Below are 24,485 nucleotides of genomic sequence, written 5' to 3'. Positions count from 1 at the left end.
CCTGACCATGACGGTATCATCCGTCCCGGGGTGAGCAGCAGATCACACCAGGCACGTATCACCGCATTTCGCTCAATATTGTTCATCTCATGACATCCCTGCTGCTCGTCGAAGATGACGCGGTGATCCGCACCTCGGTCGGCCGGGCCCTGGAGCGCTACGGCTACCGGGTGTCCACCGCCGCCGACGGCCTCGCGGGGCTGGAGGCGGCGCTGGCGGGCGGCCACGACCTGCTGCTGCTGGACGTGATGCTGCCCGGCCTGGACGGGATCAGCCTGTGCCGCAGGGTCCGGGAGAGCAGCCAGGTGCCCGTCCTGCTGCTGTCGGCCCGCGGCGACGGCCTGGACGTCGTCGCCGGGCTGGAGGGCGGCGCCGACGACTACGTGGTCAAACCGGTCGACCTGCCGGTGCTGGTGGCCAGGATCCGCTCCCTGCTGCGCCGCGCCGCCGTCGCCCAGCCCTCCCCCGCGTCCGGGCAGGCGGGCGCGGTGCTCACGTTCGGCGAGCTGAGCGTCGACACCGGGGCGCTGGAGGTGCGGCGGGCCGGGCGGCGCGTCGAGCTGACGCCGACCGAGCTGCGGCTGCTGCTGGAGTTCGCCGCCCACCCCGGCATCGTGCTCGAACGCGCCACGCTGCTGCGCACGGTCTGGGACTACGGGTGGGACGGCGACAGCCGCGTCGTCGACCTCTGCGTGCAGCGGCTGCGCAAGAAGATCGGCGCCGGCCGCATCGAGACCGTGCGCGGGTTCGGCTACAAGCTGACCACCACGTGAACCCGGCCTCGCTGCGGTGGAAGATCGCCGCCCTCGTCACGCTCGCCGCCGCCGTCGCCGCCGCCATGGTCGGGCTCCTCGTGCACCAGGCCACCTGGCAGCGCGCCCTCGACACCGGCGAGACCCAGGCCCTGGAGGCCCTGGAGAAGTCCCTCGCCTCCGGCCGGCCCGGCGTGGTCGCCCTCGCCGAACTGCCCGGCGACCTGGCGGCCCGGCTGCGGCCCGGCCGCCCGGCCGTCGGGTACGGCCTTGACCACCGCGACGAGCCGTGGATGTGGGCCGCCCAGCCGTACGGCGACGGCCGGCACGCGGTCAGCGTGCAAATCTCGATGGGCTCGCAGCTGCTCCGGCTGCACGCGCTCGACCGCGACATGGCCAAGGCCGCGCTGACCGCGCTCGCCGTGGTGGTGCCGGTCTCGGCGGGCCTGGCCGAGCTGGCCAACCGGCGGCTGCGCCGCGTCGCCCGTACCGCCCGCAGGATCGCCGCCGGCGACCTCGACGCCCGCACCCGCCCCGCACCGCCGCACCGGGCGCGCTGGCGCGGCCGGGACGAGATCACCGACATCGCCGCCGCCGTCGACTCCATGGCGGCCGCGCTCCAGCACCGGCTGCTGGCCGAGCAGCGGTTCACCGCCGACGTCGCCCACGACCTGCGCACCCCGCTGATGGGGCTGGTCGCCGTCGTCGAGCTGCTGGAGGAGGGCGAGGCGGCCGACCTGGTACGCGACCGGGTGCGGGTGCTGCGCAAGCTGGTGGAGGACCTGCTGGAGGTCTCCCGGCTGGACGCGGGCGCCGAGGTCGCCGAGCGGGCCCGGGTGCCGCTGGCCGAGCTGGCCGAGGAGTCGGCGGCCCGGCTGGGCGTCGAGGCGCGGGTGATCGCCGGCGGGAACCCGGTGGCCGAGACGGACCCGCGCCGCCTGGATCGGATCCTCGCCAACCTCGTGCTCAACGCCCACCGCCACGGCGCCCCGCCGGTCGAGATCACGATCGGCGTCACGACCGGCGGCCATGTGATCGAGGTCCGCGACCGGGGGCCGGGCTTCCCCGCGGAGCTCCTGGACGGCGGGCCGGAACGCTTCCGCACCGGCGCCGCCGAACGCGGCCACGGCCACGGCCTCGGGCTGACGATCGCGCTGGGCCAGGCCCGGGTCATCGGCGCCGAGCTGTCCCTGGCCAACACGCCGGACGGCGCCGTGGCCGTGCTGCGCCTCCCCCGCGGGCCGGCAGGCTGATACACGGCCGATACACGGCCGAGCGGCGGCGGAGACACGGTCACGGCCTGACGGATACGGCGATGGCGCACCGTTTCCGGCATGCGACGTACGTTCATGCTTGTCTTGTTGCTGGTGAGCGCGTGCTCGGCCGTTCCGTCCGGGGCCGCGGCGCTGCCGTGGCCCGCCGAAGGGCAGGCGGCGGTCGAGGTCGACGGCCTGGGCAGCCTGGGCGCCACCGGCGACCGGGAACCGGTGCCCATCGCCAGCCTCACCAAGGTCATGACCGCCTACGTGATCCTGCGCCGTCACCCGCTCCGGCCCGGCGACGACGGCCCGCCGATCACGGTGGACCACACCGCCGCCGAGAAGGCGTACGCGCCGCAGGAGTCGACCGTCCCGGTCCGCGAAGGTCAGACGATCCGGCTGCGGCGGCTGCTGGAGCTGATGCTGGTGCCCTCGGGCAACAACGCGGCCCGCCTCCTGGCCCGTCACGACGCCGGCTCCGAGGCGCGGTTCGTCCAGCGGATGAACGCCGCCGCCCGCCGCCTGGGCATGGCCGACACCACCTACACGGGCGCCAGCGGCAACGAGGACACCACCGTCAGCACCGCCACCGACCAGCTCAAGCTCGCCCGGGCGGCGATGCGCGACCCGGCGTTCCGCGCGATCGTGGCGTCACCGGGCACGGCCGTCCCCGGTGACGCCCGGACGCTGCCCAGCACCAACACGCTGCTCGGCAGGCACGGCGTCATCGGCGTCAAGACCGGCTCCGGCACCGCCGCCGGAGGCAACCTCATGTGGGCCTCCCGGGTACGGGGCCGCCTGGTGCTCGGCGTCATCCTCGGCCAGGCGGCCGGGACCAACCCGGTCGCGGCCAAGGCCGCGGCCCTGGAGGCGGGCAGCCGGATGACGGCGGCGGTCGAGCAGCACCTCACCCGGTCACGCTGAGCCGCCTCCCGCACCAGGGGGCGCCGGCCGCTTGCAGGGCCCGCCGGCCGCTTGCAGGGCCCGCAGGCCGCTTGTGGGGATCCGCCGGCCCGCCTGTGGGGCCCCCGCCGGCCCGCTTGCAGGCCCCGCCGGCCCGCCTGTAGGCCCCGCCGGTCAGCTTGTAGGCCCCGCCGCAGCACCCCCGCAGTGGCACGCCCTGCCGCGCTTCCTCCGGTCACACTGAGCCGTAAGGCGCCGGACGGCGGCGCCGGCCCGCCCGCCTCCGGCACCGCAGCGGCAGGCCCCGCACGAGCTCCAGCGCCCGGCCCCCGGGCTCGGCGCCATCCGTCGCGCCCGAGGTCGGCAGCGGGCGACCTCCCGGTGCTCCCGCAGCTCGATCATGCGGGCTGGCTCCCTCCTCAGTACGAGGAATCTCCCGGGGAGACGAGCCCCGTCTCGTACGCGAGAACGACGGCCTGGGCACGGTCACGCAGGCCGAGCTTCGTGAAGATGCGGCCGACATGGGTCTTGACGGTCGACTCGCTCAACGTGAGCACACCGGCCAGCTCCGCGTTGGACAGGCCCTGCCCGACGAGCGTCAGCACCTCGAGCTCCCGGGGTGTCAGGGCGGCGAGGTCACGGTGCGGGGCGGGCGCGCGGGCCGGCTGACGGTCACCGGCGGCGAACCGCTCCACCAGCCGCCGGGTGATCGACGGCGCCAGAAGGGCGTCGCCGGTGCCGACCAGGCGCACCGCGGCGGCCAGGTGCTCGGCGGTCACGTCCTTGAGCAGGAAGCCGCTGGCGCCGAGCTGGAGGGCGGCGTAGACGTACCGGTCGAGGTCGAACGTGGTCAGCATGATCACCCGGCAGCCGGGGAGCTCCCGCAGGATGTGACCGGCGGCCTCGAGCCCGTCCATGGTGGGCATGCGGATGTCCATCAGGACGACGTCGGGACGCAGCTCCCGCGCGGCGGCGACCGCTTCGGCCCCGTCGGCTGCCTCCCCGGCCACGGGGATGCCCCGGGTGGTGAGGATCAGCCGGAACCCGCTGCGCACCAGCGCCTGATCGTCGGCGATGAGCACCCGCGGCTCTTCGTACGCCGTCATGTGCCGTCCAGCGGGATGCGAGCCCGGACGCGATAGCCGCCGCCCAGCCGTCTCCTGGCGTCGAGATCGCCGCCATAGACGGCGACCCGCTCCCGCAACCCGAGCAAACCGCGCCCAGCCCCCTCCTGGCGACCAGCTTCTCGGTACCGGCCGGCCCCTTCCTGATGACCAGCCCCTTCCTGATGGCCGGTCCCGGACGGTCGATCGGCGGAGGTCAGCACGCTGGGCCCGGTGTTGAGGACCTCCACCCGCAGCGAACGGTCGGCGTACCGCACCGTGACCTGCGCCGTCACACCGCTGCCGTGCTTGAGCGCGTTGGTGAGCGCCTCCTGCACGATCCGGTACGCGGTGACGTCGATCCCGGCCGGCAGCGGCCGCGGCTCCCCCGAGATCCGCACGTCGACGGGCAGCCCCGCGAAGGCGATCCGGTCGATCAGCGGCCCCAACCGGCTCAGGCTCGGCTGCGGCGCCAGGTCGCCCCCGTACGGCTCGCCGCCCCCGTACGGCTCGCCGCCCCCGTACGGCTCGTCGTCGCCGCTCTGCGACGGCGCGAGCACCCCCAGCAGGTGGCGCAGCTCGGTCATCGCGTCGCGCCCTGCTCCCTCGACGGCCTTCAACGCGGCCTCCGCCTCACCCGGCATCGTGGGCAGCACCTCACGAGCGGCGGCCGCCTGCACCACCATGAGGCTGACGTTGTGGCTGACGATGTCGTGCAGCTCGCGGGCGATGCGGGCGCGCTCGGCGTCGACGGCGGTGCGGGCGGCGCTCTCACGCTCGCGCTCCAGCAGCCAGCCGCGCTCCTCCAGCGCCTTACGGTGCAGGCGCCGCGCCCTCACCAGCGCCACGGCCAGCCCCGAGGCGACGGCGCAGGCCACCCCCAGCGCGACGTACGACCACACGCCACCACTCTCCCAGACCGCCCCCGAGGCCCGCATCAGTCTCCGGACCGATCCCGTACGCCCCCGGTACGACCCCCACCGCCGTCCGGCCATCCGCACACTCCGGACACGACGCGCATCAGCCCCACATGCCCCGGACACGCCGAGCACCCGCCCCAGGCCCATCCCGTACGCCCTCGAGCACCCGCCCTCCCAGGCCCATCCCGTAAGCCCCCGGTACGACAGGGCCGGGCGAGATCGGTCCCCGGACCGATGTGGGCCGATCGGGTGCTGGCCTAGCGTGCTGCGCGTGAGCCAAGAAGACATCGTGCGGCTGGACGGCGTGCGCAAGGACTACGGCGAGACCTCGGCGCTGGACGGCGTGTCCCTGCGCATCGGCGCGGGCGAGGCCGTCGCGGTGATGGGCCCGTCGGGGTGCGGCAAGTCGACCCTGCTCAACCTGATCGCGGGCCTGGACCGCCCGACCGGCGGCTCGGTCGTGGTCGCGGGCCAGGATCTGAGCCGATTGGACGAGACGGGGCTGGCGCTGTTCCGGCGACGGCACATCGGGATGATCTTCCAGTTCTTCAACCTGGTCGACGACCTGCCGGCACTGGACAACGTGGCACTGCCGGCCCAGCTCACCGGCATCCCGGCCCGCCAGGCGCGACGGCGTGCGCTGGAGCTGCTGGACGAGCTCGGCATCGCGGGCCGCAAGGACGCCTACCCCGCGGTGCTCAGCGGCGGCGAACGCCAGCGGGTCGCGGTGGCGCGCGCCTTGATGAACCGCCCGGCGCTGCTCCTGGCCGACGAGCCGACCGGCGCACTCGACAGCCGCTTCGGCGAACAGGTGATGGACCTGCTCATCGACCTCAACCAGATCGGCCAGACCCTGCTGCTCGTCACCCACGACCCCCACCTGGCCACCCGCTGCGCCACCCGCCTCATCGAGCTCGCCGACGGCCGGGTGGCCCGCGAGAACACCCTGGAGCACACCGAATGAGCACATCGAGCGTGCAACATGCCTGCAGGCCCGGGATGCGCAGCACCGAAGCGAGCACGCCGGGACGTGCGCAGTGACCCCCACCCCAGGCACCCCCGAACCCCCAGCCGAGCCGCTGTCCGAACACCCCACCGGGCACCCCGCCGGGGACCCCTCAGCCCCGCCGCCCAAGCACGCCGCCGAGGACCCCTCAGCCCCGCCGCCCAAGCACGCCGCCGAGGACCCCTCAGCCCCGCCATCCGAGCACCCCGCCGGGCAACCCTCAGCCCCGCCGTCTGATCACCCCGCCGGGCATCCCACCGAACCCCGCTCACAGCACCTCGCAGAATCCCCCTCCGAGTACCCCACCGGGCACCAGTCCGGGCATTCCACCGAGCGCCCGTCCGAGCACCGGTCCGGGCACCGAGGCGGGCGGCGGGCGGAAGCCGGAGCCGGGGCAGGGGCCGGAGCGCGAGCTGGGGCTGCGACCAGAGCCGGGGCAGGAGCTGGAGTTGGGGCTCAGGCTGGAGCCGGGGCGCAAGCTGGGGCTGTGGCCGAGGCGCAAGCTGGGGCCGGGGCCGGGGCCCGAGCGGGGGCCGGAGCCCGAGCTGCGGCCGGGGCAGGAGCCCGAGCCCGAGCTGGGGCCGGGGCGGGGGCGGGGGCGGTGTGGCGGGTGGCGCGGGCGGCGGTGCGGCGGCGGAGGCTGCAGACGGTCATCACCGGCTTGGTCGTCCTGTGCGGCACCACGACGATCATGCTCACCCTGGGCCTGCTCGACGCCACCACCTCTCCGTTCGACCGGGCGTTCGCCGGGCAGCGCGGCGCTCACGTGGTCGCCTCCTTCGACGCTGCCAAGGTGTCGAAGGAGGCGCTGGCGGCGACCGCCGGGCGGCCCGGCGTCGAGGCTGCGGCGGGCCCGTTCGAGCAGGTCGTCGCCGACTTCCCCAGGACCACCGACATCCCCGAGGCGGAGGGCCCGCTCAAGCTGGTGGGCCGGGCCGATCCGGGCGGCCCGGTGGATCGCGTCCATCCGCTGCACGGGCGCTGGGCCACCGCGCCCGGCGAGATCGTCCTCAACCTGCGCGACGCCGACGGCCTGCTCCGCCCCGGCATGCTGGGGGCGCGGCTCCGCGCGCCGGGACTGCCGCCGTTGACGGTCGTCGGGGTCGCCTCCGGCATGAGCCAGTCGGCCGACGCCTGGGTCACGCCCGCCCAGGCCGCCGCGCTGCGCCCGACCGGCGTGCAGATGCTCTACCGCTTCACCGGCGACGCCTCCACCGAGCAGGCCGTACGCGCCGGGCTAGACGCGGCCACCGCCGGGCTGCCCGGGGGCGCGCTGACGGTCGCGCAGTCCCATCTCTCGCTGCGCCGCGCCTTCTCCAGCGCCGCCAGCGCCTATCTGCCGCTGATGACGCTGTTCGGCGTGCTCGGCCTGCTGGTCGCCGTCCTCATGGTGGCCAACGTGGTCAGCGGCGCCGTGGTGTCGGGCTCGCGCCACATCGGCGTGCTGAAGGCCATCGGGTTCACCCCCAACCAGGTTGTCGCCGTCTATCTGGCGATGGTGTCGCTGCCGGGCGCCGCCGGGTGCGTCGCGGGCACGCTGCTGGGCAACGCACTGGCCGGGCCCGTGCTGGACACCGCCTTCCAGGGGGTCGAGCGCGGCAGCGCCGGCATCGGGATCAGCCCGTGGGTGTCCGCCGTCTGCTTGGCCGGCATGCCGCTCGTCGTCGTACTGGCCGCGCTGGTGCCGGCGCTGCGCGCGCACCGGCTGCCGGCCGCGCGGGCGATCAGCGCGGGCGGCGCGGGCAGCGCGCCGCTACGGGGCCGCGGGCTGCGCGTCCAGCGGCTGCTCGGCGGCACCCGGCTGCCCCGCGCCGTCAGCCTGGGCCTGGGTCAGCCGTTCGCCCGCCCGGGCCGGACCGCGATGACGATGGCGGCGATCATCCTCGGGGTCGTCACCGTCACCCTCACCACCGGCCTGACCAGCACGATGGTGGCCTTCGCCGAGGCGGACGCCGGCGCGGTCCCGCGGGTCGGCGTGCGGGCGGGCCAGCCGGCGTTCCAGCAGGTGGCGCCCGAGCTCGACGACGAGCGGATCGAGGCGCTGCTGAGGTCGCTGCCGGGCGCGTCGCGCGTGACGGCGAAGGTGTTCGTCGACGTGCACCTGACCGGGCACGCGCAGCGCAGCGCCGTGAACTTCCAGCGCGGCGACCCACCGGCGATGGCCACCCAGATCGTCGAGGGACGCTGGCCGGCCGCACCCGGCGAGATCGCCGCCCCGCCGGCGTTCCTGGCGCAGCGCGGCCTGGCCGTCGGCGACCGGATCACGCTGGAGCTCGACGGCAGACGGGTCCCCGCCGCCATCGTCGGCCAGATCATGAACGGCGACCCGCGCTTCCTCTGGTCCACCTGGGAGACGCTGACCGCGCTCGCCCCGGGCACCGGCGCCGATCACTACGAGGTGCTGCTCACCCCAGGGGCCGACGCCGACGCCTACGCCGCCGCGGTCAGGGCGGCCGACCCCGGCCTCCACCCGTCCGTCGCCCGCCCCGACACCCGCGCCACCGCGACCGTCGTCGCGGTCGCCTCCGTCTTCACCACGCTGCTGATCGTCGTGGCGTCGCTCGGCGTGTTCAACACCGTCCTGCTCAACGCCCGCGAACGCCGCCGCGACCTGGGCATGCTCAAGTCCATCGGGATGACGCCCCGCCAGGTCACGATCATGATGGTGACGTCGATGGCGGCGCTGGGCGTGGCGGGCGGCCTGCTCGGCATCCCCGGCGGGATCGCCGCGCACCGCCTGATCGTCGACAACGTGGGCACCGTCGTGTTCCCCGAGGCCATGAAGAACGTCTGGGACGTGCCGCAGCTCGCGGGGGCGGCGCTGTCGGGCGTGGTGATCGCCGTCCTCGGCGCCCTGCTCCCTGCCCGCTCGGCGGCCCGCCAGACTATCGCCACCGTCCTGCACAACGAGTGACCGCAGTGATCAGGAAAAGACGGCCCACTCACGCCTACACGCCGAGCGGCCCCCTGCGCAACGCCGGCATCGGCGCGTTCGGCGCGGGGCGAGCCGCAGAAGCCCGTACGGCAGGGGCCGTTCTCGCCGGTGAGGTTGTTTCACGTGTACGGGCGCGTACGACGTGCGGCTTCCCAAGCGCGGGACTGCGGCGTCGAGCCGGCCGGGTGGTCGCCCTATGTGGTCCTGCCGGGTTCGGGGAGTGGGGGTGGGGCGGCGAGGGCGCGCAGGAGGGTGGTGTGGAACGCGCGGGTGGCTTCGGCTCGGGGCAGGCGGCCTGCGGCGGTCTCCTCGGCGGCGGCGTGGGCGAGCTTGATGGTGACGGTGGCCAGCCAGGCGGCCGGGAGCCGGTCGTCGAACTCGCCGCTGTCCTGGCCGCGCCGGATGACCCGCAGGAGGCGGTCGCTGATGAGGGTGTGGCGTTCGTGGTCGTCCTGCGGGGGCACGGCCACGGAGCTGATCTTCTCCAGCAGGGCGGGGTAGCGCCCGGCGGTCTCGGCGCCGGCGTCGAGCAGGCGCAGCAGCGCGGCGGCGGCCGGGCCGGTGTCGGGGCCGGTCGCGTCCATGGCGGCGGCGGTCTCTTCGGTGAGCCGGTCGACGACGGCCGCGAGCAGCCGGTCCCGGTTGGGGAAGTGGGCGTAGACGGTCTGGCGGGTGACGCCGGCGGCCGTGGCGATGGCTTCGACGCTGGCGTCGGGCCGGGTGCCGAGCAGGCGCACAGCGGCGTCCAGGACGGCGGCCCGGCTGCGCTGGGCGTCGGCACGGCGGTTCGGAGTCATCTCTTACACCTTGTCAAAATTGTCGGGCCACGCATATCTTACAACGCGTAAGAGATCGTACCGTTGGCGAAGGAAGACCGTGATCACCACCGATCCCGCGCAGTTCATCACCGACTTCTACTCCTCCTTCCACGACGACCTCGTCTCCACCGACGAGGACGCGGCCGTGATCGTCGACCGCTATCACACGCCGGACGTCGTCCAGTACGCCGACGGCAACCGCATGGACCGCGGCAAGCTCATCGCGCACACCCGCCCGGTCCGCAAGAACCGGCCCACCAGCCGCATCGAGGTGCACGACGCGCTGGCCGACGGCGACCGGCTCGCCGCCCGCTACACCCTGTACGTGCACAACCGCGGCAAGGACCTGGCCATCGAGGTGCACTTCTTCGGCCGGTTCGCGCCCGACGGCCGCCTGCGCGAGGGCAACTCCTTCACCCGCACCGTCAAGGAGTCCGCATGATCGCCGGCACGTACACCGTGGCCGGGATGGCGTGCGGGCACTGCGCGGACGCCGTCACCGAGGAGGTGGAGCGCGTCGCCGGGGTCACCGCCGTCGCCGTGGACGTGGAGCACGACACGATGACCGTGACCAGCGACCGCCCCCTGGACGTCGAGGAGGTGCGCGCCGCCGTCGAGGAGGCCGGCTACGAACTCCTGGACACCGAGGCCCAGTAACAGACGCCCGGAAAGGCGCACCCGAGGTGACCGGCCGGGACGTACGGCACAGACCGGCACCCGGCGGCCCTGACCCAGCGGCCCCGACACAGCGACCCTGACCCGGCGGCCCCGACACAGCGCGCCTGACACAATGGCGTGAATGGCCACCCGTGTCCTCATCGCCGACGACCAGAGCGGCATCCGTGAAGCGTTCCGGCTGATCCTCGACGCCCAGCCCGACATCACCGTGGTGGCCGAGGCCGCCGACGGGCTGGCCGCCATCGAGACCGCCCGGGCGATCGGGCCGGACGTGGTGCTCGCCGACATCCGCATGCCGGGCGCCGACGGCATCGAGGTGGCCCGCGCCCTGTCGGGCACCGGCGTGCACGTGGTGATCGTGACGACGTTCGGGCTGGACGAGTACGTGCACGCGGCGCTGCGGCACGGGGCCTCCGGCTTCGTGCTCAAACGCTCCGGGCCCGCGCTGCTCGTGGAGGCGGTGCGGGCCGCGGTGAACGGCGACATGCTGATCAGCCCGCAGCTCACCGTACGGCTGCTGCGCGAGCGCGCGCTGCCCCGGGAGGCGACGGCCGTCGTCCTCACCGAGCGGGAGGACGAGATCGTCGCCCTGGTCGCCCAGGGCAGGACGAACGGGGAGATCGCCGCCGAGCTGTTCTTGTCGCCGGGCACCGTCAAGAACCACATCGCGGCCATCCAGCGCAAGGTGGGCGCGCGGAACCGGGTGGCGATCGCCGCCTGGGCCTGGGCGAACGGCCGCGTCACCGACCTGTAGGCCGACCCCGCCGCACGGGCCCCGGCCCCGCACCCCGGCCCCGCACCCCGGCCCCGCGCCCCCCTCGCCCCCGGGCCCCGGGCGCCGCCCGGCGGCGGCGGTCCGCCTACGATCGACTCCATGAGGCACATCGTGCGCTATGCCCGGAATGGCGAGATCCGAGCCGGAGTTCAGGCCGGCGACACCGTGCACCCTCTCCCGCTCCCCCTCCCGGAACTTCTCCGCCTCCCCCTCGACGACCTGCGCGACCTCGTCACCACCGCCGCCGACAGCACGCCCCCGGAGCCCGCCCCCGGCACCCCCCTCGCCCCCGTCGACGGCCGCATGGAGGTCTGGGCCGCCGGGGTCACCTACCGCCGTTCCCGCCAGGCCCGCGTCACCGAGAGCGAGGCCGACGCCGACGTCTACGAGCGCGTCTACGACGCCGAACGCCCCGAGCTGTTCTTCAAGTCCACCGCCTGGCGCGTCGTCGGCCCCGGCGGCACGATCGCCGTCCGCCAGGACTCCGTCATCGACGTCCCCGAACCCGAGCTGGCCCTCGTCGTCAACGCCCACGGCGAGATCGCCGGCTACACCGTCTGCGACGACGTCAGCTCCCGCACGATCGAGGGCGCCAACCCTCTCTACCTGCCCCAGGCCAAGGTCTACCTGGGCGCCTGCGCCCTCGGCCCCGCGATCCGCCCCGCCTGGGAGGTCCCGGACCCGTACGCGCTGCCGATCAGCATGCGCATCCACCGGGACGGCGGCCTCGCCTGGTCAGGCGAGGCTTCCACGGCGGAGCTGCACCGCCGCCTCGACGACCTGGTCACGCACCTGTTCGCGGCCGACGTGCACCCTGACGGCGTCGTGCTGGCCACCGGGACCTGCCTCGTCCCCGACCTGCCGTTCACGCTGGCCACCGGCGACACGGTCCACATCGAGATCGGCGAGGTCGGCGCCCTCACCACCGGCGTCGTGCGCGGCAGGCCGCCCCTGCCCTAACCGATCGGCTGTTCCGTCCAGATCGTCTTGCCCTCGGGCGTGTAGCGGCTCCCCCATCGCGCCGCCAGCTGCGCCACCAGGAACAGCCCCCGCCCGCCCTCGTCGACCTCGCGCGCCCGCCGCAACCGCGGCTGGGTGCTGCTCGGGTCCGACACCTCGCACACCAGCACCCGCCGGTCGCGGATGAGCCGCAGGCCCACCGGCTCACCCGCGTGCATGATCGCGTTCGTCACCAGCTCGCTCACGATCAGCTCCGTCGTGAACGCGAGCGCGTCCAGCCCCCACAGCGACAACTGCTCGTTGGCCACCATCCGCGCCTGCGCGACGATGGACGGATCCGCCCGGAACTCCCACGACGCCATGTCCCCCTCCGGCACCCCATGCGTGCGCGCCAGCAGCAGCGTCACGTCGTCGGCGCGCGACTCCGGCGACAGCTCCGTCATCAAGCGGTCACTGATCTCCCGCAGCGAGCCGTCCGGCCGGCACAGCCCGTCCAGCCGCCGCCGCAGCGAGTCCATCCCCCCGTCCAGGTCGTGGTCGTCGGCGTCCACCAGCCCGTTCGTGTACAGCGCCAGCACCGCCCCGTCCGGCAGCGTCACCTCCACCGGCTCGAACGGCATGCCGCCCACCCCGAGCGGCGGCCCCGGCATCATCTCCACGAAGGCCGCGGGCCCTCCGGGCGGCACCACCACCGGCGGCGGATGCCCCGCGCTGGCCATCACGCACCGCCGCGTGACCGGGTCGAACACCGCGTACAGGCACGTGGCCTCCATCACGTCCACGCGTTCCAGGTCGGACTCCTCGGCCAGCCGCACCACCAGGTCGTCCATGTGGGCCAGCAGCTCGTCGGGGGACAGGTCCAGGTCCGCCAGCGCCTGGATCGCCGTACGCAGCCTCGCCATCGCCGCCGTCGCCCGCAGCCCGTGCCCCACCACGTCGCCCACCACGAACGCCACCCGCAACGACGACTGCGGGATCACGTCGAACCAGTCGCCCCCCACCCCCGAAGCCCCGCCCGCCGGCACGTACGCCCCCGCCGTCTCCGCCGCCGTCAGCGACGCCGGCACCTGCGGCAGCAGGCTCCGCTGCAACGTCACCGCCGCGCGGTGCTCCTGCGCGTAGCGCCGCGCGTTGTCCAGCCCGAGCGCCGCCCGCGAGCCGATCTCCGCCAGCAGCCGCGTGTCCTCGTCGTCGAACGGGTCCGAGCCCGCCGCCCGCCACAGCGTCACCGCGCCCAGCAGCATCCCCCGGGCGCGCAACGGCGCGCACAGCATCGCCCGCGCGTTCTCCGGCACCAGCAGCCGCACCAGCTCCGGCCGGTCCCCCAGCAGCCGCATCGCCTCCTCGGCGGTCAGCGACAGCAGCGACTGCCCGAGCCAGAACTCCTGCATCTCGCGGAGTTCGGGAATCGGCGGCAGCTCCCACCCGGCCTGGGCCGTCCCCTCCGGCCACGGCCCGCTCACCGCGCACCGGTGGAACCGCAGCGCCACGCCCGGCTGCAGCGGCGACGGCTCCTCGCCGTTCAGCACCGCCATCGACAGGTCCACCGCCGCCAGGTCCGCCAGGCCCGGCACGAGCACGCCCGCCAGGTCCTCGGCCGTCCCCACCACGTCCAGCGACGCGCCGATGCTCGCCGCCGACCGGTACAGCAGCTCCAGCCGCCGCCCCGGGTCCTCGGAGCCCACCTCCGCGAACACCACCAGCACGCCCGACGGCTCCCCGTGGTCCTCCATCCGGAAGGCCGACATCGACACCCATCGCTCTTCGCCGCCGGGCTCGCGCGGCCGGATGACCTGCCACCAGTCGACCACCGGCTCGCCCGTGGCCAGCACCTCGCGCAGGCGCCGCTCGGCCTCCTTCGCCGCGGGCGCCGCCATCAGGTCCCGCAGCCCGCTGCCCTCGGGCAGCGCCAGCCCGCTGCGACCCTCCGCGAACCGGCCGGTGTCGACGACCCGCAGGTCCCGTCCCAGCATCTCGATCCATACGGATGTCGTTCCCACGGGCCACCTCCCCTGTTCCGCCCCCTTCCCGGCGGTCCGGGCAAGAGCCGTCACGCAGGGCAATGATTCAGCAGATCTCTGCTGGTGCGTTCGGTGCGGGTTGCGAAGTTTGTACCCTGGATGATGTGTACAATCCCGGCGCCTTTACAAAGTAGATCACTGGTAGGCGAAATACACGTCGTCCAGATCTCCGTGGAACTGGTCGGTCTGCCGGTCGTCCCGCGCCGGGTCCACCCGTTTGCCGCCAACCGTCGGCGCTCCCCTCGGCCGGATCGTGCCCAGCCTCCCCGTCGCGTACACCGGCGCCACGACCGGCGCCCCGCTCCCCCGGTCGAACACCCGCAGCTCGAACAGCACCGGTGACACCCGCGCGCACCGCAGCACGTACCAGCGCCCCACCGGCAGCCGCAGCGCCGCCGGGCGCAGCAGCACCACGCCCGCGCCGTCCGACCACCGGCAGGCGGGCACTCCCCCGTCCACCTGCAGCTTCCACTGCGCGTGCCCGGGCCCGGCCAGGCCGTGCTGCCACACGTTCATCCCGGCGGCCCGCGGCGGCTCGGCCGTCAGCCGGACGGCGGCCCCGAACGCGAACGGGCCCGGCCCGCCGAGCTCGCCAAGCCCGTCCGGCACGCGCGGCACGATGATCGCCTGCGCGCACGGCGGCGCGAGGCAGGAGCCGGCCGGAAAACGCAGGAACCGCCCGCCCGGCGACAGGACCCGCCCGCCGCCGGAGGACAGCACGTCGCCGTGCCGCGCGTGGCGCGTGCTGTCGGCGACCAGCACGGGCGAGATCATCGCGCCCGCGTAACGCAGTTCGGCGGCGCGGCCCACCCCTGACGGGCCGGCCGCCGCCGCCGTCACGGCGAGCGCCGTGACGGCCTGGAGAACGCGTGCCATGACGCCCAGCGCAACAGCGTTCGCGCCGCCGCGCAACAGGGCGTCACCGTTTCATCCGGACGAGGTCAGCGGTTGACGTGGACCTGGCCGAACTCCACCCGCGGCGAGGCGCCGGCGAAGTTGCCGTTGACCTCGGCCTTCTCGGCGGCGTTCGGGTACGGGTTGGTGCAGGAGGTGCCCGCGCTCGCGCCGGACATCAGGTCCGTGCAGCGGCCGGTGCGCCGGTCGGGCAGGCCGAGGATGTGGCCGATCTCGTGGGTGGCGATGCGCAGCGCGTTGTGGCCCTGGGCGGTGGCCTGCCGGCCCATCCAGACGTAGCCTCGGCCCAGGCTGGTGGGCATGGCGCGGGGCCAGCCGTTGTCGGCGTAGACGATGAAGTGGGCGGGGGTGCCGGGTTCGAGCCGGACGTTGGTCACGCTGGAGTTCCAGATCTGCGCGGCCTGGTCGACCACGCCGCGGAACTCGGCGGCCCTGGACGCGTCGTACCGGAGCACGGTGACCGCCTGCGCGGGCGAGCTGACGAGCAGGACCGTGACGCCGAGGACGAGAGCGAACAGAGCGCGTAAGGCTCTTGACATGGAGCCTCCTCTGAGAGTTGGGGAGTGCTGTCACGGTATGCGGGGGAGGCCGCCCGCGCGACGACGCAATTTGCCCCTATTACGGTGTTATGGCCGTGCGCGTGGGACGACCAGGCCCGACTCGTAGGCGGCCACCACGGCCTGGGTGCGGTCACGCAGGCCGAGCTTGCCGAGCACCCGGCTCACATGGGTCTTGACCGTCTCCTCGGTGATCGTGAGCCGGGAGGCGATCTCCGGATTGGACAGCCCCTCCGCGACCAGGCGCAGCACCTCGGTCTCCCGCGGGGTGAGCCCGGCCAGGGAGCCGACGGGCCGCCCGGGACGCTGGCGGGCGAACTCGTCGATGAGCCGGCGCGTCACGGCCGGGGCCAGCAGCGCCTCACCGGCCGCGACGACCCGGACCGCGTCGAACAGCCGCTCGGCGGTCACGTCCTTCAGCAGGAAGCCGCTGGCTCCCGCCCGCAGCGCGTCGTAGACGTACTCGTCCAGGTCGAACGTCGTCAGGATGAGCACGCGCGGCCCGTCCGGCCCGGCCAGGCGGCGGGTGGCCTCGATGCCGTCGGCGGCGGTGGCGACGACGGCGAAGTCGGGCTGGGTGCCGAGCAGCTCGGCGAACCCGGTGCGCACGACGAGGTGGTCGTCGGCGACGACGACGCGGATCATGCGGCGGCCCCCGGCAGCGTCGCCTCGACCATGAACCCGCCACCCGGACCTGGCCCGGCCCGCAGCTCGCCGCCGACGGCGGCCGCCCGCTCCCGCATCCCCGTCAGCCCGTGCCCTCCACCGGGAGAGCCGGGGCCGCCGGGGCCGTTGTCGCGGACGCGCACCCGCAGCAGGCCGCCGCCGTAGTGCAGCTCCACGTCGACGGCCGCGCCGGGCGCGTGCCTGCGCGCGTTGGTGAGCGCCTCCTGGACGATCCGGTACGCGGCGAGCTCCACCCCGGGGTCGAGCGGGACGGGCGGTCCGGTGAGGATGAGCCGGGTGGCGCTGCCGGCGGCCTCGCGCGCCTCGTCGACCAGCGCGTTGAGCTCGCCGAGGCGCAGCCCCGGCTGAGGACGCCGCTCCCCCGGCTCGCCGCCGGCGTCCTCGCGCAGCACGCCGAGCAGCCGCCGCATCTCGGTGAGGGCGGCGCGGGCGGTGTCGCCGATGGCGGTCAGCCGTTCGGCGCCGGCGGCGGGCAGCCCGGGGGTGGTGAGACGGGCGGTCTCGGCCTGGACGCTCACCATGGAGATGTGGTGGGCGACGACGTCGTGCAGCTCGCGGGCTATCCGGGCGCGCTCGCCGCGCGCGGTGTGCTCCAGCAGCGTGCCCGCCAGCTCCTCGTGCGCGGCGGTGACGCGCGCGGCGTGCCGGACCGCGCCGGCCGCGAGCGTCGCCGGGACGAGCGCGGCCAGCGCGATGGTGAGCGTCCCCGCGTACGTGCCCGTCCCGCCGCCCAGGTGGCCGGCCAGCGCCAGCAGCGGGAACGGCACGCCGGCGAGCACGAGCGGCGCCCACGGCCGGTCCCGCGCGGGACCGGCCCGGCCGAGCCGGTAGGCGGTGACGAGCTGGGCGGCGGCGCCCGCGATCGTGAGGGTCTGGAAGGCGGCCAGGGATACGACGGTGGCCGGGGTGACCAGCGCGGCGGCGGCCAGGGGGCGGGCCCGGAGCAGCCCGGCGGGCAGCGTGGTGGCGAGCGCCAGCAGCGCGTGACCGACGAACGCGAGCGGCCGCCCGCCCGGCCCCTGCCCGGCCGGCCCGGGCTCCCCCGGTGGCAGGCCCAGGGCCGGGACGCCCATCGGATGGCCGGTCAGCGGCGCGTCACCGGCGTGCGCCAGCGACTCGGCGACCGCGAGCGCCACCACCAGTGACATCAGCAGCGCCGGCAGCAGCGCCGGCCGGGCTGTCGGCAGGGCCGGCGTGTGCGGGCTCGCGGCGAGCAGCCGCCGCCACCGCTGCCGGACCTCCCCTGGTTTCACAGGTGCCCATTGTTCCCGCCCGCCGGCGTCCCGGCATCCCTCCCAGGAGGGATGCCGCGTCGCTCGCGCCCGTGACCTGCGAGATGGCTCGGCACCGTGACGACCGGGCGGGGTGGTCGCCCCTAGGGTTCCCGGACATGGAGGCAACGATCGAAGTGGCCGGGCTGCGCAAGCGGTTCGGCGAGGTGCCGGCGCTGGACGGGATGTCGTTCACGGTGACGCCGGGGCGGGTCACCGGGTTCGTCGGGCCCAACGGCGCGGGCAAGTCCACCACGATGCGGGTGGTGCTCGGCCTGGACGCCGCCGACGCGGGCACGGCGCTGGTGGGCGGCCGGCCGTACCGGAGTCTGCGCACGCCGCTCGCGCACGTCGGCGCGCTGCTGGACGGGGCGGCGCCGCAGCCGGGCCGGACCGCGCGCCACCACCTGCTGTGGCTGGCTCACTCGCAGGGGTTCGCGGGGCGGCGGGTGGACGAGGTGCTGGAGCTGGCCGGGCTGGCGGCGGTGGCGCGGCGGCGGGCCGGCGGGTTCTCGCTGGGGATGCGGCAGCGCCTCGGCATCGCGGCGGCACTGCTGGGCGACCCGCCGGTGCTCATGCTGGACGAGCCGTTCAACGGGCTGGACCCGGACGGGATCGTGTGGATGCGCGGCCTGCTGCGGTCGCTGGCCGCCGAGGGGCGGGCGGTGCTGGTGTCGAGCCACCTGATGAGCGAGCTGGAGGACACGGCCGGCCATCTCGTGGTGGCGGGCCGGGGGCGGGTGGTGGCCGACACGAGCGTGGCGGACCTGATCGAGGCGGCTTCCGGCGGCCGGGTGACGCTGCGGACGCGGGCGCGGGCGGAGGCGATGGAGACGCTGGCGCGGGCGGGCGCGACGGTGGCCGCGACGGGCCGGGACACGCTGACCGCCGGTGGGCTGGCGGCCGAGCGGGTGGTGGAGCTGCTGACCCGGGACGGGGTGCCCTTCGCCGAAGTGAGCGCGCACCGCGCCACGCTGGAGGAGGCGTACATGGACCTGACCCGCGACGCCGTGGAGTTCCGGGGGGCGGCGCGATGAGCGGGTTCCGGCGGCTGGTGCGCGCGGAGTGGACCAAGTTCAGGACCGTGCGCGGCTGGGTGCTCGGCCTGGTGGCGGCCGTGGCGCTGACCGCCGGGCTGGGGTTGCAGGCCGCGGCGGGCAGCCATGCGTCGTGCGGCATGGGCGCGGTCGAGGTGGCCTGTCCCGCGCCGCCGGTGGGGCCGGGCGGCGAGGCGGTGACCGACCGGTTCTTCTTCGTCCACCAGCGTCTCGACGGCGACGGCGCCATCACGGCCAGGGTCGCGTCGATGACCGGGCGGATCCGCAAGCCGGACGAGCGGCCGGGCGTCACCAACCTCGTGCCCGGCGTCGTCCCGTGGGCGAAGGCGGGCGTCATGGTCAAGGACGGCACCAGGCAGGGCGCCGCGTACGCCGCCGTCATGGTCACCGGCGGGCACGGCGTGCGCATGCAGCACGGCTTCACCGAGGACAGGGCCGGGACGGCGGCGTCCGCGCCGGTGTGGCTGCGGCTGGTGCGCTCGGGTGACGAGCTCACCGGGTTCGAGTCGCCGGACGGCCGGACGTGGGCCGAGGTGGGCACGGCCACGCTGGCCGGGCTGCCGGAGTCGGTGCGCATCGGGCTGTTCGTCACCTCGCCGGGCGACCTGACGTTCTCGCAGGACGTGCTCGGCGGGACGGTCGCGGCGCAGCGCTTCACCGAGGCGACGGCCGCGTTCGAGCAGGTCGGCGTGCGGGGGGCGGCGACCGGCGGGGCGTGGAGCCACGACGACGTCGGCGTCACCGTGGGGCCCGGCGGCGCGCCGCACCACCCGGGCCGGCACGTCCGCCAGGGGGACACGTTCACGGTGACCGGCACCGGCGACATCGCGCCGGCCGGCGACGAGGGCGGGATGCGGGCCGAGCAGACGCTGACCGGCCTGCTCGCCGGGCTGGTCGTGGTGGTCGTGGTGGCGGCCGGGTTCGCCGCCGCCGAGTACCGCGGGGGGCTGATCCGCATCACGCTGGCCGCCGCGCCGGGGCGGGGGCGAGTGCTGGCGGCCAAGGCGATCGTGGTCGGCACGGTCACGTTCGCCGCCGGGCTGGCCGCCGCCGCGGTCACGGTGCCGCTCGGCGTGCGCGTCCTGGAGGCGAACGGCAACCGGGTGCTGCCGGTGAGCCTGCTGACCGGGGCGCGGGTGGTGGTGGGCAGCGCGGCGCTGCTGGCGCTGGCCGCCGTGCTGGCGCTGGCGCTGGGGGCGCTGCTGCGGCGCGGGGTGCTCGCGGTCGCCGTGGCCGTGGCGGTGATCGTGCTGCCGTACTTCCTGGCGACGGTCTCGGTGCTGCCGCTGGAGGCGGCCCGCTGGCTGCTGCGACTGACGCCGGCGGCCGGGTTCGCCGTCCAGCAGACGGTCATGGAGTATCCGCAGGTCGCCGGGCATTACGCGCCGGTGCTCGGCTACTATCCGCTGCCGCCGTGGGGCGGGCTCGCGGTGCTCGCCGCCTACGCGGCGCTCGCGCTGGGCCTGGCCGTGGCGGCGCTGCGCCGGAGGGACGCGTGAGCCGGCTCCTGCGCGCCGAGTGGACCAAGCTGCGCACGGCGCCGGGCACCGGGTGGCTGCTGGCGGCCGTCGTGCTGGTCACCGCAGGGGTGGGCGCCGCCGTGGCCGCCGTGCTGGCGGACCCTCCGTACGACGTGGCCAGGACCGCGCTGGCCGGGATCGTGGCCGGGCAGGCGGTCGTGGCGATCCTGGCGGTGGTGTCGGTGGGCGGCGAGTACGGCACCGGGATGATCCGCACGACGCTGACGGCGATGCCGCGCCGGGGCGGTGTGCTGGCGGCCAAGGCCGTGCTGCTCTGCGGGCTGACGCTGGCCGCCGGGAGCGTGGCGGTGCTCGGCTCGCTGGCCGCGGCGCGGCTGCTGCTGCCGGGCGGCGAGGCGCTGTCGCTCGCGGACGGGCCGGTGCTGCGGGCGGCGGCCGGGTCGGTGCTCTATCTGGCCCTGGCCGGGCTGCTGAGCCTGGGCGTGGCCGTCGCCGTGCGCGATCCTGCCGTCGCGGCCGGGACGGTGCTCGGGCTGCTCTACCTGCCGGCGCTGCTGACGTTCCTGGTGCGGGACGCCGGCTGGCAGCGGCTGCTCTACCGGGTGTCGCCGATGAACGCCGGGCTGACGGTGCAGGTCACCGAGCCGGCGGGGCTGCCGCTCGGCCCCTGGGAGGGGCTGGCGGTGCTCGCCGTATGGGCGGCGGGCGCGCTCGGCGCCGGCGGGCTGCTGCTGCGGCGCAGGGACGCGTAGGGACCCTTTGACATGCAGCTGTCCGGCTGCTTATCCTCGAAAGGCAGCCAGATGGCTGCATGTCATGGGGAGTGCGGATGGACGAGGTGTTCCGGGCGCTGGCCGACCCGAGCCGCCGCAGGCTGCTCGACAGCCTCAACGCGCGCAACGGGCAGAGCCTGCGCGAGCTGTGCGCCGGGCTCGACATGGCCCGCCAGTCCGTCAGCAAGCACCTGGCCGTGCTGGAGGCCGCCCACCTGGTGACCACCATCCGGCGCGGCAGGGAGAAGCTGCACTACCTCGACGCCGCGCCGATCAACGCCATCGCCGAGCGGTGGATCGGCCGCTACGACCGGCAGCGCGCACAGGCGCTGCACGACCTGCGCACCACACTGGAGCAGAGCGCCATGAACGCCTTCGTCTACACCACCTACATCAGGACCACGCCCGAGCGCCTGTGGCAGGCGCTGACCGACCCCGCCTTCACCCGCCGCTACTGGGGCGTCTCCTTCGACACCGACTGGACGCCCGGCTCCCCCATGACCTGGGACGAGAACGGCCGCAGGACCGCGCACCCGGAGCAGGTCGTGCTGGAGTCCGAGCCCGGCCGCCGCCTGTCCTACACCTGGCACACCTTCACCCCGGAGTGGGCCGAGGCCGCCGGGGTGAGCCCCGAGACGCTCGCCCGGCTCACCGCGGAGGGCCGGACGAAGGTCACGTTCGACCTGGAACCGCACGGCGACACGGTCAAGCTGACCGTCGTGCACGACGGCTTCGACCCCGGCAGCACGCTGCGCGACATGGTCTCCGAGGGCTGGCCGGCCCTGCTGTCGAGCATGAAGACGCTGCTGGAGACCGGCGAGACCCTGCCCGCCTGATCATGGTACGGTCGCACCATGCCCCGACAGGCGGACCATGACCTGCGCCGACGCCAGATCGCCGAGGCCGTGTGGCGGCTGGCCACCCGGGGCGGCCTGGAGGACGTCACGCTGAGGCAGGTCGCCACCGAGGCCGGGGTCTCGGCCAGGCTGCTGCAGTATTACTTCGGCACCCGCGACCAGCTCCTGCTCGGCGCCCTGGAGATCCTCAACGCCGACGCGGAGGAGCGGGCCCGGCGGCGGCTGGAGCTGCTCGGCGACGAGCCCGGCACGCGGGCGCTGGTGCGCGGCGTGCTCATGGAGCTGCTGCCGCTCGACGAGGAGCGCCGCAACCGGCACCTGGTGTACGTGGCGTACTTCGTCCGGTTCCTGGCCGATCCGGCGCTCGCCGCGGTGGCCCACGACGCCCCGCTCGCCCTGGAGGTCCTCGTCGCCGGGCTGCTGGCGCGCGGGCTGGAGAGCGGCGAGGTGCGCCCGGACGTCGACGTCGAGGCGGAGGCGGCGTTCCTGGTGGCGGGGGCCGAGGGCCTGATGTCGCGGGTGCTGCTCGGCCAGCGCACGCCGGAGGAGGCCGTCGCGCTCGTCGACCGGCAGCTTGGCCGGGTCTTCACGCCCGGCTAGCATCCCGGGCCATGATCAGACGATTAGGGATCGCCGTCACCGCCGTCACGCTCGTCGCCACGCTCCTCCCGGCCGCCCCCGCCGCGGCGGCGGAGCGCGGGTTCATGATCCGCAACGTCTCGTCGGGCGGGTGCCTGGGCGTCGGCAAGGACCGCACCGTGCGTAAGCTCGGCCACCTGCTGCACACCTGGTCCTGCGACCCGTACGCCAAGGCGCTGCGCTGGCGGCGCACCAAGCACGGCCAGTTCGTCAGCCTCGGCGCCTCCCGCCCCTGCGCCGACGCCCCGGCACGTGACGCCGTCCTGGCGCGCCGCTGCCAGGCCGGGAACAAGCGGCAGCGCTTCACCGTCCGCCTGGTCCGGGAGCGGATGGGCGGCGACTGGCAGCTCCTGCGCTGGAAGCACCTGAAGGACCGGTGCCTGATGGAGGGGCGCTCCGGGTTCACCCACGCCGTCTTCGCCGATCGCTGCAATTCCTCCAGCACCAACCAGCTGTGGGTACTCGACTCCTGAGTTATAGTCGGTATCGACTAGTCGAAACCGACTAACTGAGGGAGTTGCCGGATGCCGCGCAAGGTGGCCAACCCGCTGGCCCTGGCCGTGCTCGCCTACCTGACGGCCGAGCCGATGCACCCGTACGAGCTGGGGCGCCGGCTCAAGGAGCACGGCAAGGACCGCAACATCAAGTACAACCGGGGCTCCCTCTACATGGTCGTGGAGCAGCTGCGCAAGGCCGGGTTCGTCGCCGAGCGGGAGACCGTGCGCGACACCCAGCGGCCCGAGCGCACCATCTACGGCATCACCCCCGAGGGCCGGGAGGAGCTGCACACGTGGCTGGGCGAGCTGGTCGCCCAGCCACGCGAGGAGTATCCGCACTTCGGGGTCGCCCTGTCGCTGCTGTCGGTGCTCGACCCGGCCGAGGCCGCCGCCCTGCTCGGCCGCCGCCTGGCCACGCTGGACGAGCAGGTGGCCGAGGTCGAGGGCGTGCTCGCCGCCGCGGCCGGCGACGGCGTGCTGTGGGTGTTCCTGGCCGAGGAGCGCTACCGGCTGGCCCTGCTGGAGGCCGAACGGCGTTTCGTCACCGAGCTCGTCGCATCGCTCAGCGACCCGGCCTACGTCCGGGCCTGGCAGGAGTTCACGGAGGCGCGGACATGACCGTCAGGACGGCGATCGTGATCGGCGGCGGCGTCGCCGGGCCCGTCGCGGCGATCGCGCTGCGCCGGGCCGGCATCGACGCGGCCGTGTACGAGGCCTATCCCACCACGGCCGACGGGGTGGGCGGCTCGCTGGCCATCGCGCCGAACGGCCTGGCCGCGCTGCGCGCCGTCGGCGCCGAGGACGCGGTGCTCGCCGTCTCCCGGCCGATGCCGGGCATGGTCATGGCCTTCGGGCGCCGCCGGATGGAGATCCCCGCGCTGCCCGGCGTGCCCTCCTTACGCCTGCTGTGGCGCGCCGACCTGCACCGGGCGCTGCACGAGCGGGCGAGGGCCGAGGGCGTGCGGATCGAGCACGGCCGCCGCCTGGTGTCCGTGGACGAGCCCGGCCCCGGCGTCGTGGCCCGCTTCGCCGACGGCTCCACGGCGAGCGCCGACATCCTCGTCGGGGCCGACGGCGTCAACTCCACCGTCCGCACGCTGATCGACCCGGCCGCGCCCGGCCCTCTCCACACCGGGCTGCTCGGCTTCGAGTCGATCGCCGACGTGGAGGTGCCCGAGGACCCCGGCACCATCGTCTACGCCTTCGGCAGGCGCGGCTTCTACCTCTACCGGCGCCACCCCGGCGGCGGCACCGAGTGGGGCGCCAACCTGCCCCAGGACCGGCCCTGGAGCCCGGCCGAGGCCCGCGCCGTCCCCGCCGCCGAGTGGCTGCGCGTCCTGGCCGAGGTCCACGCGGGCGACGACCCCGGCGCCGAGCTGATCCGCGCCACCAGCCCCGACCGGCTCCAGGTCCTCGGCTCGCTGAAGATCATGCCGAGCCTGCCGCGCTGGCACCGGGGCCGGATGGCGCTGGTCGGCGACGCCGCGCACGCGCCTCGCGCATCAACCACGCCAAGGCTCCCGGGCCGGTGGCGCGGGCGCTGATGCCGATCCTGATGCCGCTCGCGATGCGCACCGTCATGGCGCCCGAGCGCGCCGTCGGCCCCGAGCAGCGGTACGT

General features: G+C 75.0%; 25 protein-coding genes. 17 read left to right on the top strand and 8 right to left on the bottom strand.

Translation table 11 applies throughout. From position 1 onward, the window contains the following. Positions 1–89 precede the first annotated feature (89 nt). The 3 genes from cseB (at position 90) to ACBI99_RS27785 (ending at position 2,935) form a co-directional block, all read left to right on the top strand. Positions 90–773 carry a two-component system response regulator CseB gene (gene cseB / locus ACBI99_RS27795; RefSeq protein ID WP_375073862.1) on the top strand — a complete coding sequence of 228 codons (684 nt, stop codon included), beginning with the start codon at positions 90–92 and terminating at the stop codon, positions 771–773. Then, on the top strand, positions 770–2,005 hold the full coding sequence (locus tag ACBI99_RS27790) for a HAMP domain-containing sensor histidine kinase (RefSeq protein WP_357593941.1): 1,236 nt from the start codon (positions 770–772) through the stop codon (positions 2,003–2,005). The genes cseB and ACBI99_RS27790 overlap by 4 nt, the downstream gene beginning before the upstream one ends. A gap of 96 nt (positions 2,006–2,101) precedes the next feature. Beyond that, on the top strand, positions 2,102–2,935 hold the full coding sequence (locus ACBI99_RS27785) for a D-alanyl-D-alanine carboxypeptidase family protein (protein WP_375073861.1): 834 nt from the start codon (positions 2,102–2,104) through the stop codon (positions 2,933–2,935). Positions 2,936–3,333: 398 nt separating this feature from the next. Here the strand turns inward: ACBI99_RS27785 and ACBI99_RS27780 are convergent, their stop codons facing one another. Beyond that, entirely contained in the window at positions 3,334–4,020 is a 687-nt protein-coding gene (locus ACBI99_RS27780; protein ID WP_219508626.1) for a response regulator transcription factor, read from the bottom strand. Then, a complete protein-coding gene (locus tag ACBI99_RS27775; protein ID WP_375073860.1) occupies positions 4,017–4,919 on the bottom strand; it encodes a sensor histidine kinase in 903 nt (300 codons plus the stop codon). The genes ACBI99_RS27780 and ACBI99_RS27775 overlap by 4 nt, the downstream gene beginning before the upstream one ends. Before the next feature lie 289 nt (positions 4,920–5,208). On the opposite strand from ACBI99_RS27775, the gene ACBI99_RS27770 reads away from it, so the two are divergent. Both ACBI99_RS27770 and ACBI99_RS27765 read left to right on the top strand, forming a co-directional pair. Further along, entirely contained in the window at positions 5,209–5,901 is a 693-nt protein-coding gene (locus tag ACBI99_RS27770) for an ABC transporter ATP-binding protein (protein WP_375073859.1), read from the top strand. 643 nt (positions 5,902–6,544) lie between these two features. Continuing rightward, positions 6,545–8,857, top strand: a complete 2,313-nt coding sequence (locus tag ACBI99_RS27765) for an FtsX-like permease family protein (RefSeq protein WP_375073858.1) — start codon at positions 6,545–6,547, stop codon at positions 8,855–8,857. A 215-nt stretch (positions 8,858–9,072) separates the two neighbouring features. Here ACBI99_RS27765 and ACBI99_RS27760 read toward each other — a convergent pair whose 3' ends face one another. Continuing rightward, positions 9,073–9,675 carry a TetR/AcrR family transcriptional regulator gene (locus tag ACBI99_RS27760; protein ID WP_375073857.1) on the bottom strand — a complete coding sequence of 201 codons (603 nt, stop codon included), beginning with the start codon at positions 9,673–9,675 and terminating at the stop codon, positions 9,073–9,075. 79 nt (positions 9,676–9,754) lie between these two features. Here ACBI99_RS27760 and ACBI99_RS27755 point away from each other — a divergent pair, with 79 nt between their 5' ends. The 4 genes from ACBI99_RS27755 to ACBI99_RS27740 all read left to right on the top strand — a co-directional run bounded on the left by ACBI99_RS27755 (position 9,755) and on the right by ACBI99_RS27740 (position 12,109). Further along, a complete protein-coding gene (locus tag ACBI99_RS27755) occupies positions 9,755–10,138 on the top strand; it encodes a nuclear transport factor 2 family protein (RefSeq protein WP_308125923.1) in 384 nt (127 codons plus the stop codon). Further along, positions 10,135–10,353: a heavy-metal-associated domain-containing protein gene (locus ACBI99_RS27750; protein ID WP_375073856.1), complete on the top strand. Its 219-nt coding sequence runs from the start codon at positions 10,135–10,137 to the stop codon at positions 10,351–10,353. Before ACBI99_RS27755 ends, ACBI99_RS27750 begins: the two co-directional genes overlap by 4 nt. 142 nt (positions 10,354–10,495) lie before the next feature. Beyond that, entirely contained in the window at positions 10,496–11,128 is a 633-nt protein-coding gene (locus tag ACBI99_RS27745) for a response regulator (protein WP_375073855.1), read from the top strand. Positions 11,129–11,248: 120 nt separating this feature from the next. Then, the gene (locus tag ACBI99_RS27740) at positions 11,249–12,109 is read left to right on the top strand and encodes a fumarylacetoacetate hydrolase family protein (protein WP_375073854.1); all 861 of its coding nucleotides are present in this window, start codon (positions 11,249–11,251) and stop codon (positions 12,107–12,109) included. On the opposite strand, the gene ACBI99_RS27735 is transcribed toward ACBI99_RS27740, so the two are convergent. From ACBI99_RS27735 to ACBI99_RS27715, 5 genes are all read right to left on the bottom strand, one after another. Continuing rightward, on the bottom strand, positions 12,106–14,109 hold the full coding sequence (locus tag ACBI99_RS27735; protein WP_219517598.1) for a SpoIIE family protein phosphatase: 2,004 nt from the start codon (positions 14,107–14,109) through the stop codon (positions 12,106–12,108). The two genes, ACBI99_RS27740 and ACBI99_RS27735, sit on opposite strands and share 4 nt — an antisense overlap. A 156-nt stretch (positions 14,110–14,265) precedes the next feature. After that, positions 14,266–15,006, bottom strand: coding sequence for a hypothetical protein (locus ACBI99_RS27730; protein ID WP_219517597.1), 741 nt, complete (start codon positions 15,004–15,006; stop codon positions 14,266–14,268). 65 nt (positions 15,007–15,071) lie between these two features. After that, the gene (locus ACBI99_RS27725; RefSeq protein WP_219517596.1) at positions 15,072–15,584 is read right to left on the bottom strand and encodes a snapalysin family zinc-dependent metalloprotease; all 513 of its coding nucleotides are present in this window, start codon (positions 15,582–15,584) and stop codon (positions 15,072–15,074) included. 87 nt (positions 15,585–15,671) lie between these two features. Beyond that, on the bottom strand, positions 15,672–16,247 hold the full coding sequence (locus ACBI99_RS27720; protein WP_375073853.1) for a LuxR C-terminal-related transcriptional regulator: 576 nt from the start codon (positions 16,245–16,247) through the stop codon (positions 15,672–15,674). Beyond that, complete coding sequence (locus tag ACBI99_RS27715) at positions 16,244–17,542, bottom strand: sensor histidine kinase (protein WP_375073852.1); 1,299 nt, start codon at positions 17,540–17,542, stop codon at positions 16,244–16,246. The genes ACBI99_RS27720 and ACBI99_RS27715 overlap by 4 nt, the downstream gene beginning before the upstream one ends. Before the next feature lie 137 nt (positions 17,543–17,679). Between ACBI99_RS27715 and ACBI99_RS27710 the strand changes: the two genes are divergently transcribed. The 8 genes from ACBI99_RS27710 to ACBI99_RS27675 all read left to right on the top strand — a co-directional run bounded on the left by ACBI99_RS27710 (position 17,680) and on the right by ACBI99_RS27675 (position 24,409). Beyond that, positions 17,680–18,597: an ATP-binding cassette domain-containing protein gene (locus tag ACBI99_RS27710; protein WP_219517593.1), complete on the top strand. Its 918-nt coding sequence runs from the start codon at positions 17,680–17,682 to the stop codon at positions 18,595–18,597. After that, entirely contained in the window at positions 18,594–20,117 is a 1,524-nt protein-coding gene (locus ACBI99_RS27705; RefSeq protein WP_375073851.1) for a hypothetical protein, read from the top strand. Before ACBI99_RS27710 ends, ACBI99_RS27705 begins: the two co-directional genes overlap by 4 nt. Next, complete coding sequence (locus ACBI99_RS27700) at positions 20,114–20,851, top strand: ABC transporter permease (RefSeq protein WP_375073850.1); 738 nt, start codon at positions 20,114–20,116, stop codon at positions 20,849–20,851. Before ACBI99_RS27705 ends, ACBI99_RS27700 begins: the two co-directional genes overlap by 4 nt. Before the next feature lie 77 nt (positions 20,852–20,928). Then, on the top strand, positions 20,929–21,708 hold the full coding sequence (locus ACBI99_RS27695) for an ArsR/SmtB family transcription factor (protein WP_375073849.1): 780 nt from the start codon (positions 20,929–20,931) through the stop codon (positions 21,706–21,708). An 18-nt stretch (positions 21,709–21,726) separates the two neighbouring features. Further along, a complete protein-coding gene (locus ACBI99_RS27690) occupies positions 21,727–22,329 on the top strand; it encodes a TetR/AcrR family transcriptional regulator (protein ID WP_375073848.1) in 603 nt (200 codons plus the stop codon). An 11-nt stretch (positions 22,330–22,340) separates the two neighbouring features. After that, complete coding sequence (locus ACBI99_RS27685; protein ID WP_375073847.1) at positions 22,341–22,841, top strand: hypothetical protein; 501 nt, start codon at positions 22,341–22,343, stop codon at positions 22,839–22,841. 51 nt (positions 22,842–22,892) lie between these two features. Continuing rightward, positions 22,893–23,483, top strand: coding sequence for a PadR family transcriptional regulator (locus tag ACBI99_RS27680; protein ID WP_219517581.1), 591 nt, complete (start codon positions 22,893–22,895; stop codon positions 23,481–23,483). Further along, positions 23,480–24,409, top strand: a complete 930-nt coding sequence (locus ACBI99_RS27675) for an FAD-dependent oxidoreductase (protein ID WP_375073846.1) — start codon at positions 23,480–23,482, stop codon at positions 24,407–24,409. Before ACBI99_RS27680 ends, ACBI99_RS27675 begins: the two co-directional genes overlap by 4 nt. The last annotated feature ends 76 nt before the right edge of the window (positions 24,410–24,485 follow it).

It is taken from the genome of Nonomuraea sp. ATR24 (genome assembly GCF_041950485.1).
Classification (GTDB): Bacteria; Actinomycetota; Actinomycetes; order Streptosporangiales; family Streptosporangiaceae; genus Nonomuraea; species Nonomuraea ceibae.
Note: the sequence above shows the minus strand (reverse complement) of the source record. Positions and strands in the feature narration are given on the sequence as shown.

Coding starts and splice junctions, on each gene's coding strand:
- ACBI99_RS27690 (WP_375073848.1), top strand. CDS start 21,727: ATGCCCCGACAGGCGGACCATGACCTGCGCCGACGCCAGATCGCCGAG.
- ACBI99_RS27675 (WP_375073846.1), top strand. CDS start 23,480: ATGACCGTCAGGACGGCGATCGTGATCGGCGGCGGCGTCGCCGGGCCC.
- ACBI99_RS27785 (WP_375073861.1), top strand. CDS start 2,102: ATGCTTGTCTTGTTGCTGGTGAGCGCGTGCTCGGCCGTTCCGTCCGGG.
- ACBI99_RS27720 (WP_375073853.1), bottom strand. CDS start 16,247: ATGATCCGCGTCGTCGTCGCCGACGACCACCTCGTCGTGCGCACCGGG.
- ACBI99_RS27685 (WP_375073847.1), top strand. CDS start 22,341: ATGATCAGACGATTAGGGATCGCCGTCACCGCCGTCACGCTCGTCGCC.
- ACBI99_RS27725 (WP_219517596.1), bottom strand. CDS start 15,584: ATGTCAAGAGCCTTACGCGCTCTGTTCGCTCTCGTCCTCGGCGTCACG.
- ACBI99_RS27750 (WP_375073856.1), top strand. CDS start 10,135: ATGATCGCCGGCACGTACACCGTGGCCGGGATGGCGTGCGGGCACTGC.
- ACBI99_RS27745 (WP_375073855.1), top strand. CDS start 10,496: ATGGCCACCCGTGTCCTCATCGCCGACGACCAGAGCGGCATCCGTGAA.
- ACBI99_RS27710 (WP_219517593.1), top strand. CDS start 17,680: ATGGAGGCAACGATCGAAGTGGCCGGGCTGCGCAAGCGGTTCGGCGAG.
- ACBI99_RS27740 (WP_375073854.1), top strand. CDS start 11,249: ATGAGGCACATCGTGCGCTATGCCCGGAATGGCGAGATCCGAGCCGGA.
- cseB (WP_375073862.1), top strand. CDS start 90: ATGACATCCCTGCTGCTCGTCGAAGATGACGCGGTGATCCGCACCTCG.
- ACBI99_RS27730 (WP_219517597.1), bottom strand. CDS start 15,006: ATGGCACGCGTTCTCCAGGCCGTCACGGCGCTCGCCGTGACGGCGGCG.
- ACBI99_RS27760 (WP_375073857.1), bottom strand. CDS start 9,675: ATGACTCCGAACCGCCGTGCCGACGCCCAGCGCAGCCGGGCCGCCGTC.
- ACBI99_RS27780 (WP_219508626.1), bottom strand. CDS start 4,020: ATGACGGCGTACGAAGAGCCGCGGGTGCTCATCGCCGACGATCAGGCG.
- ACBI99_RS27680 (WP_219517581.1), top strand. CDS start 22,893: ATGCCGCGCAAGGTGGCCAACCCGCTGGCCCTGGCCGTGCTCGCCTAC.
- ACBI99_RS27705 (WP_375073851.1), top strand. CDS start 18,594: ATGAGCGGGTTCCGGCGGCTGGTGCGCGCGGAGTGGACCAAGTTCAGG.
- ACBI99_RS27695 (WP_375073849.1), top strand. CDS start 20,929: ATGGACGAGGTGTTCCGGGCGCTGGCCGACCCGAGCCGCCGCAGGCTG.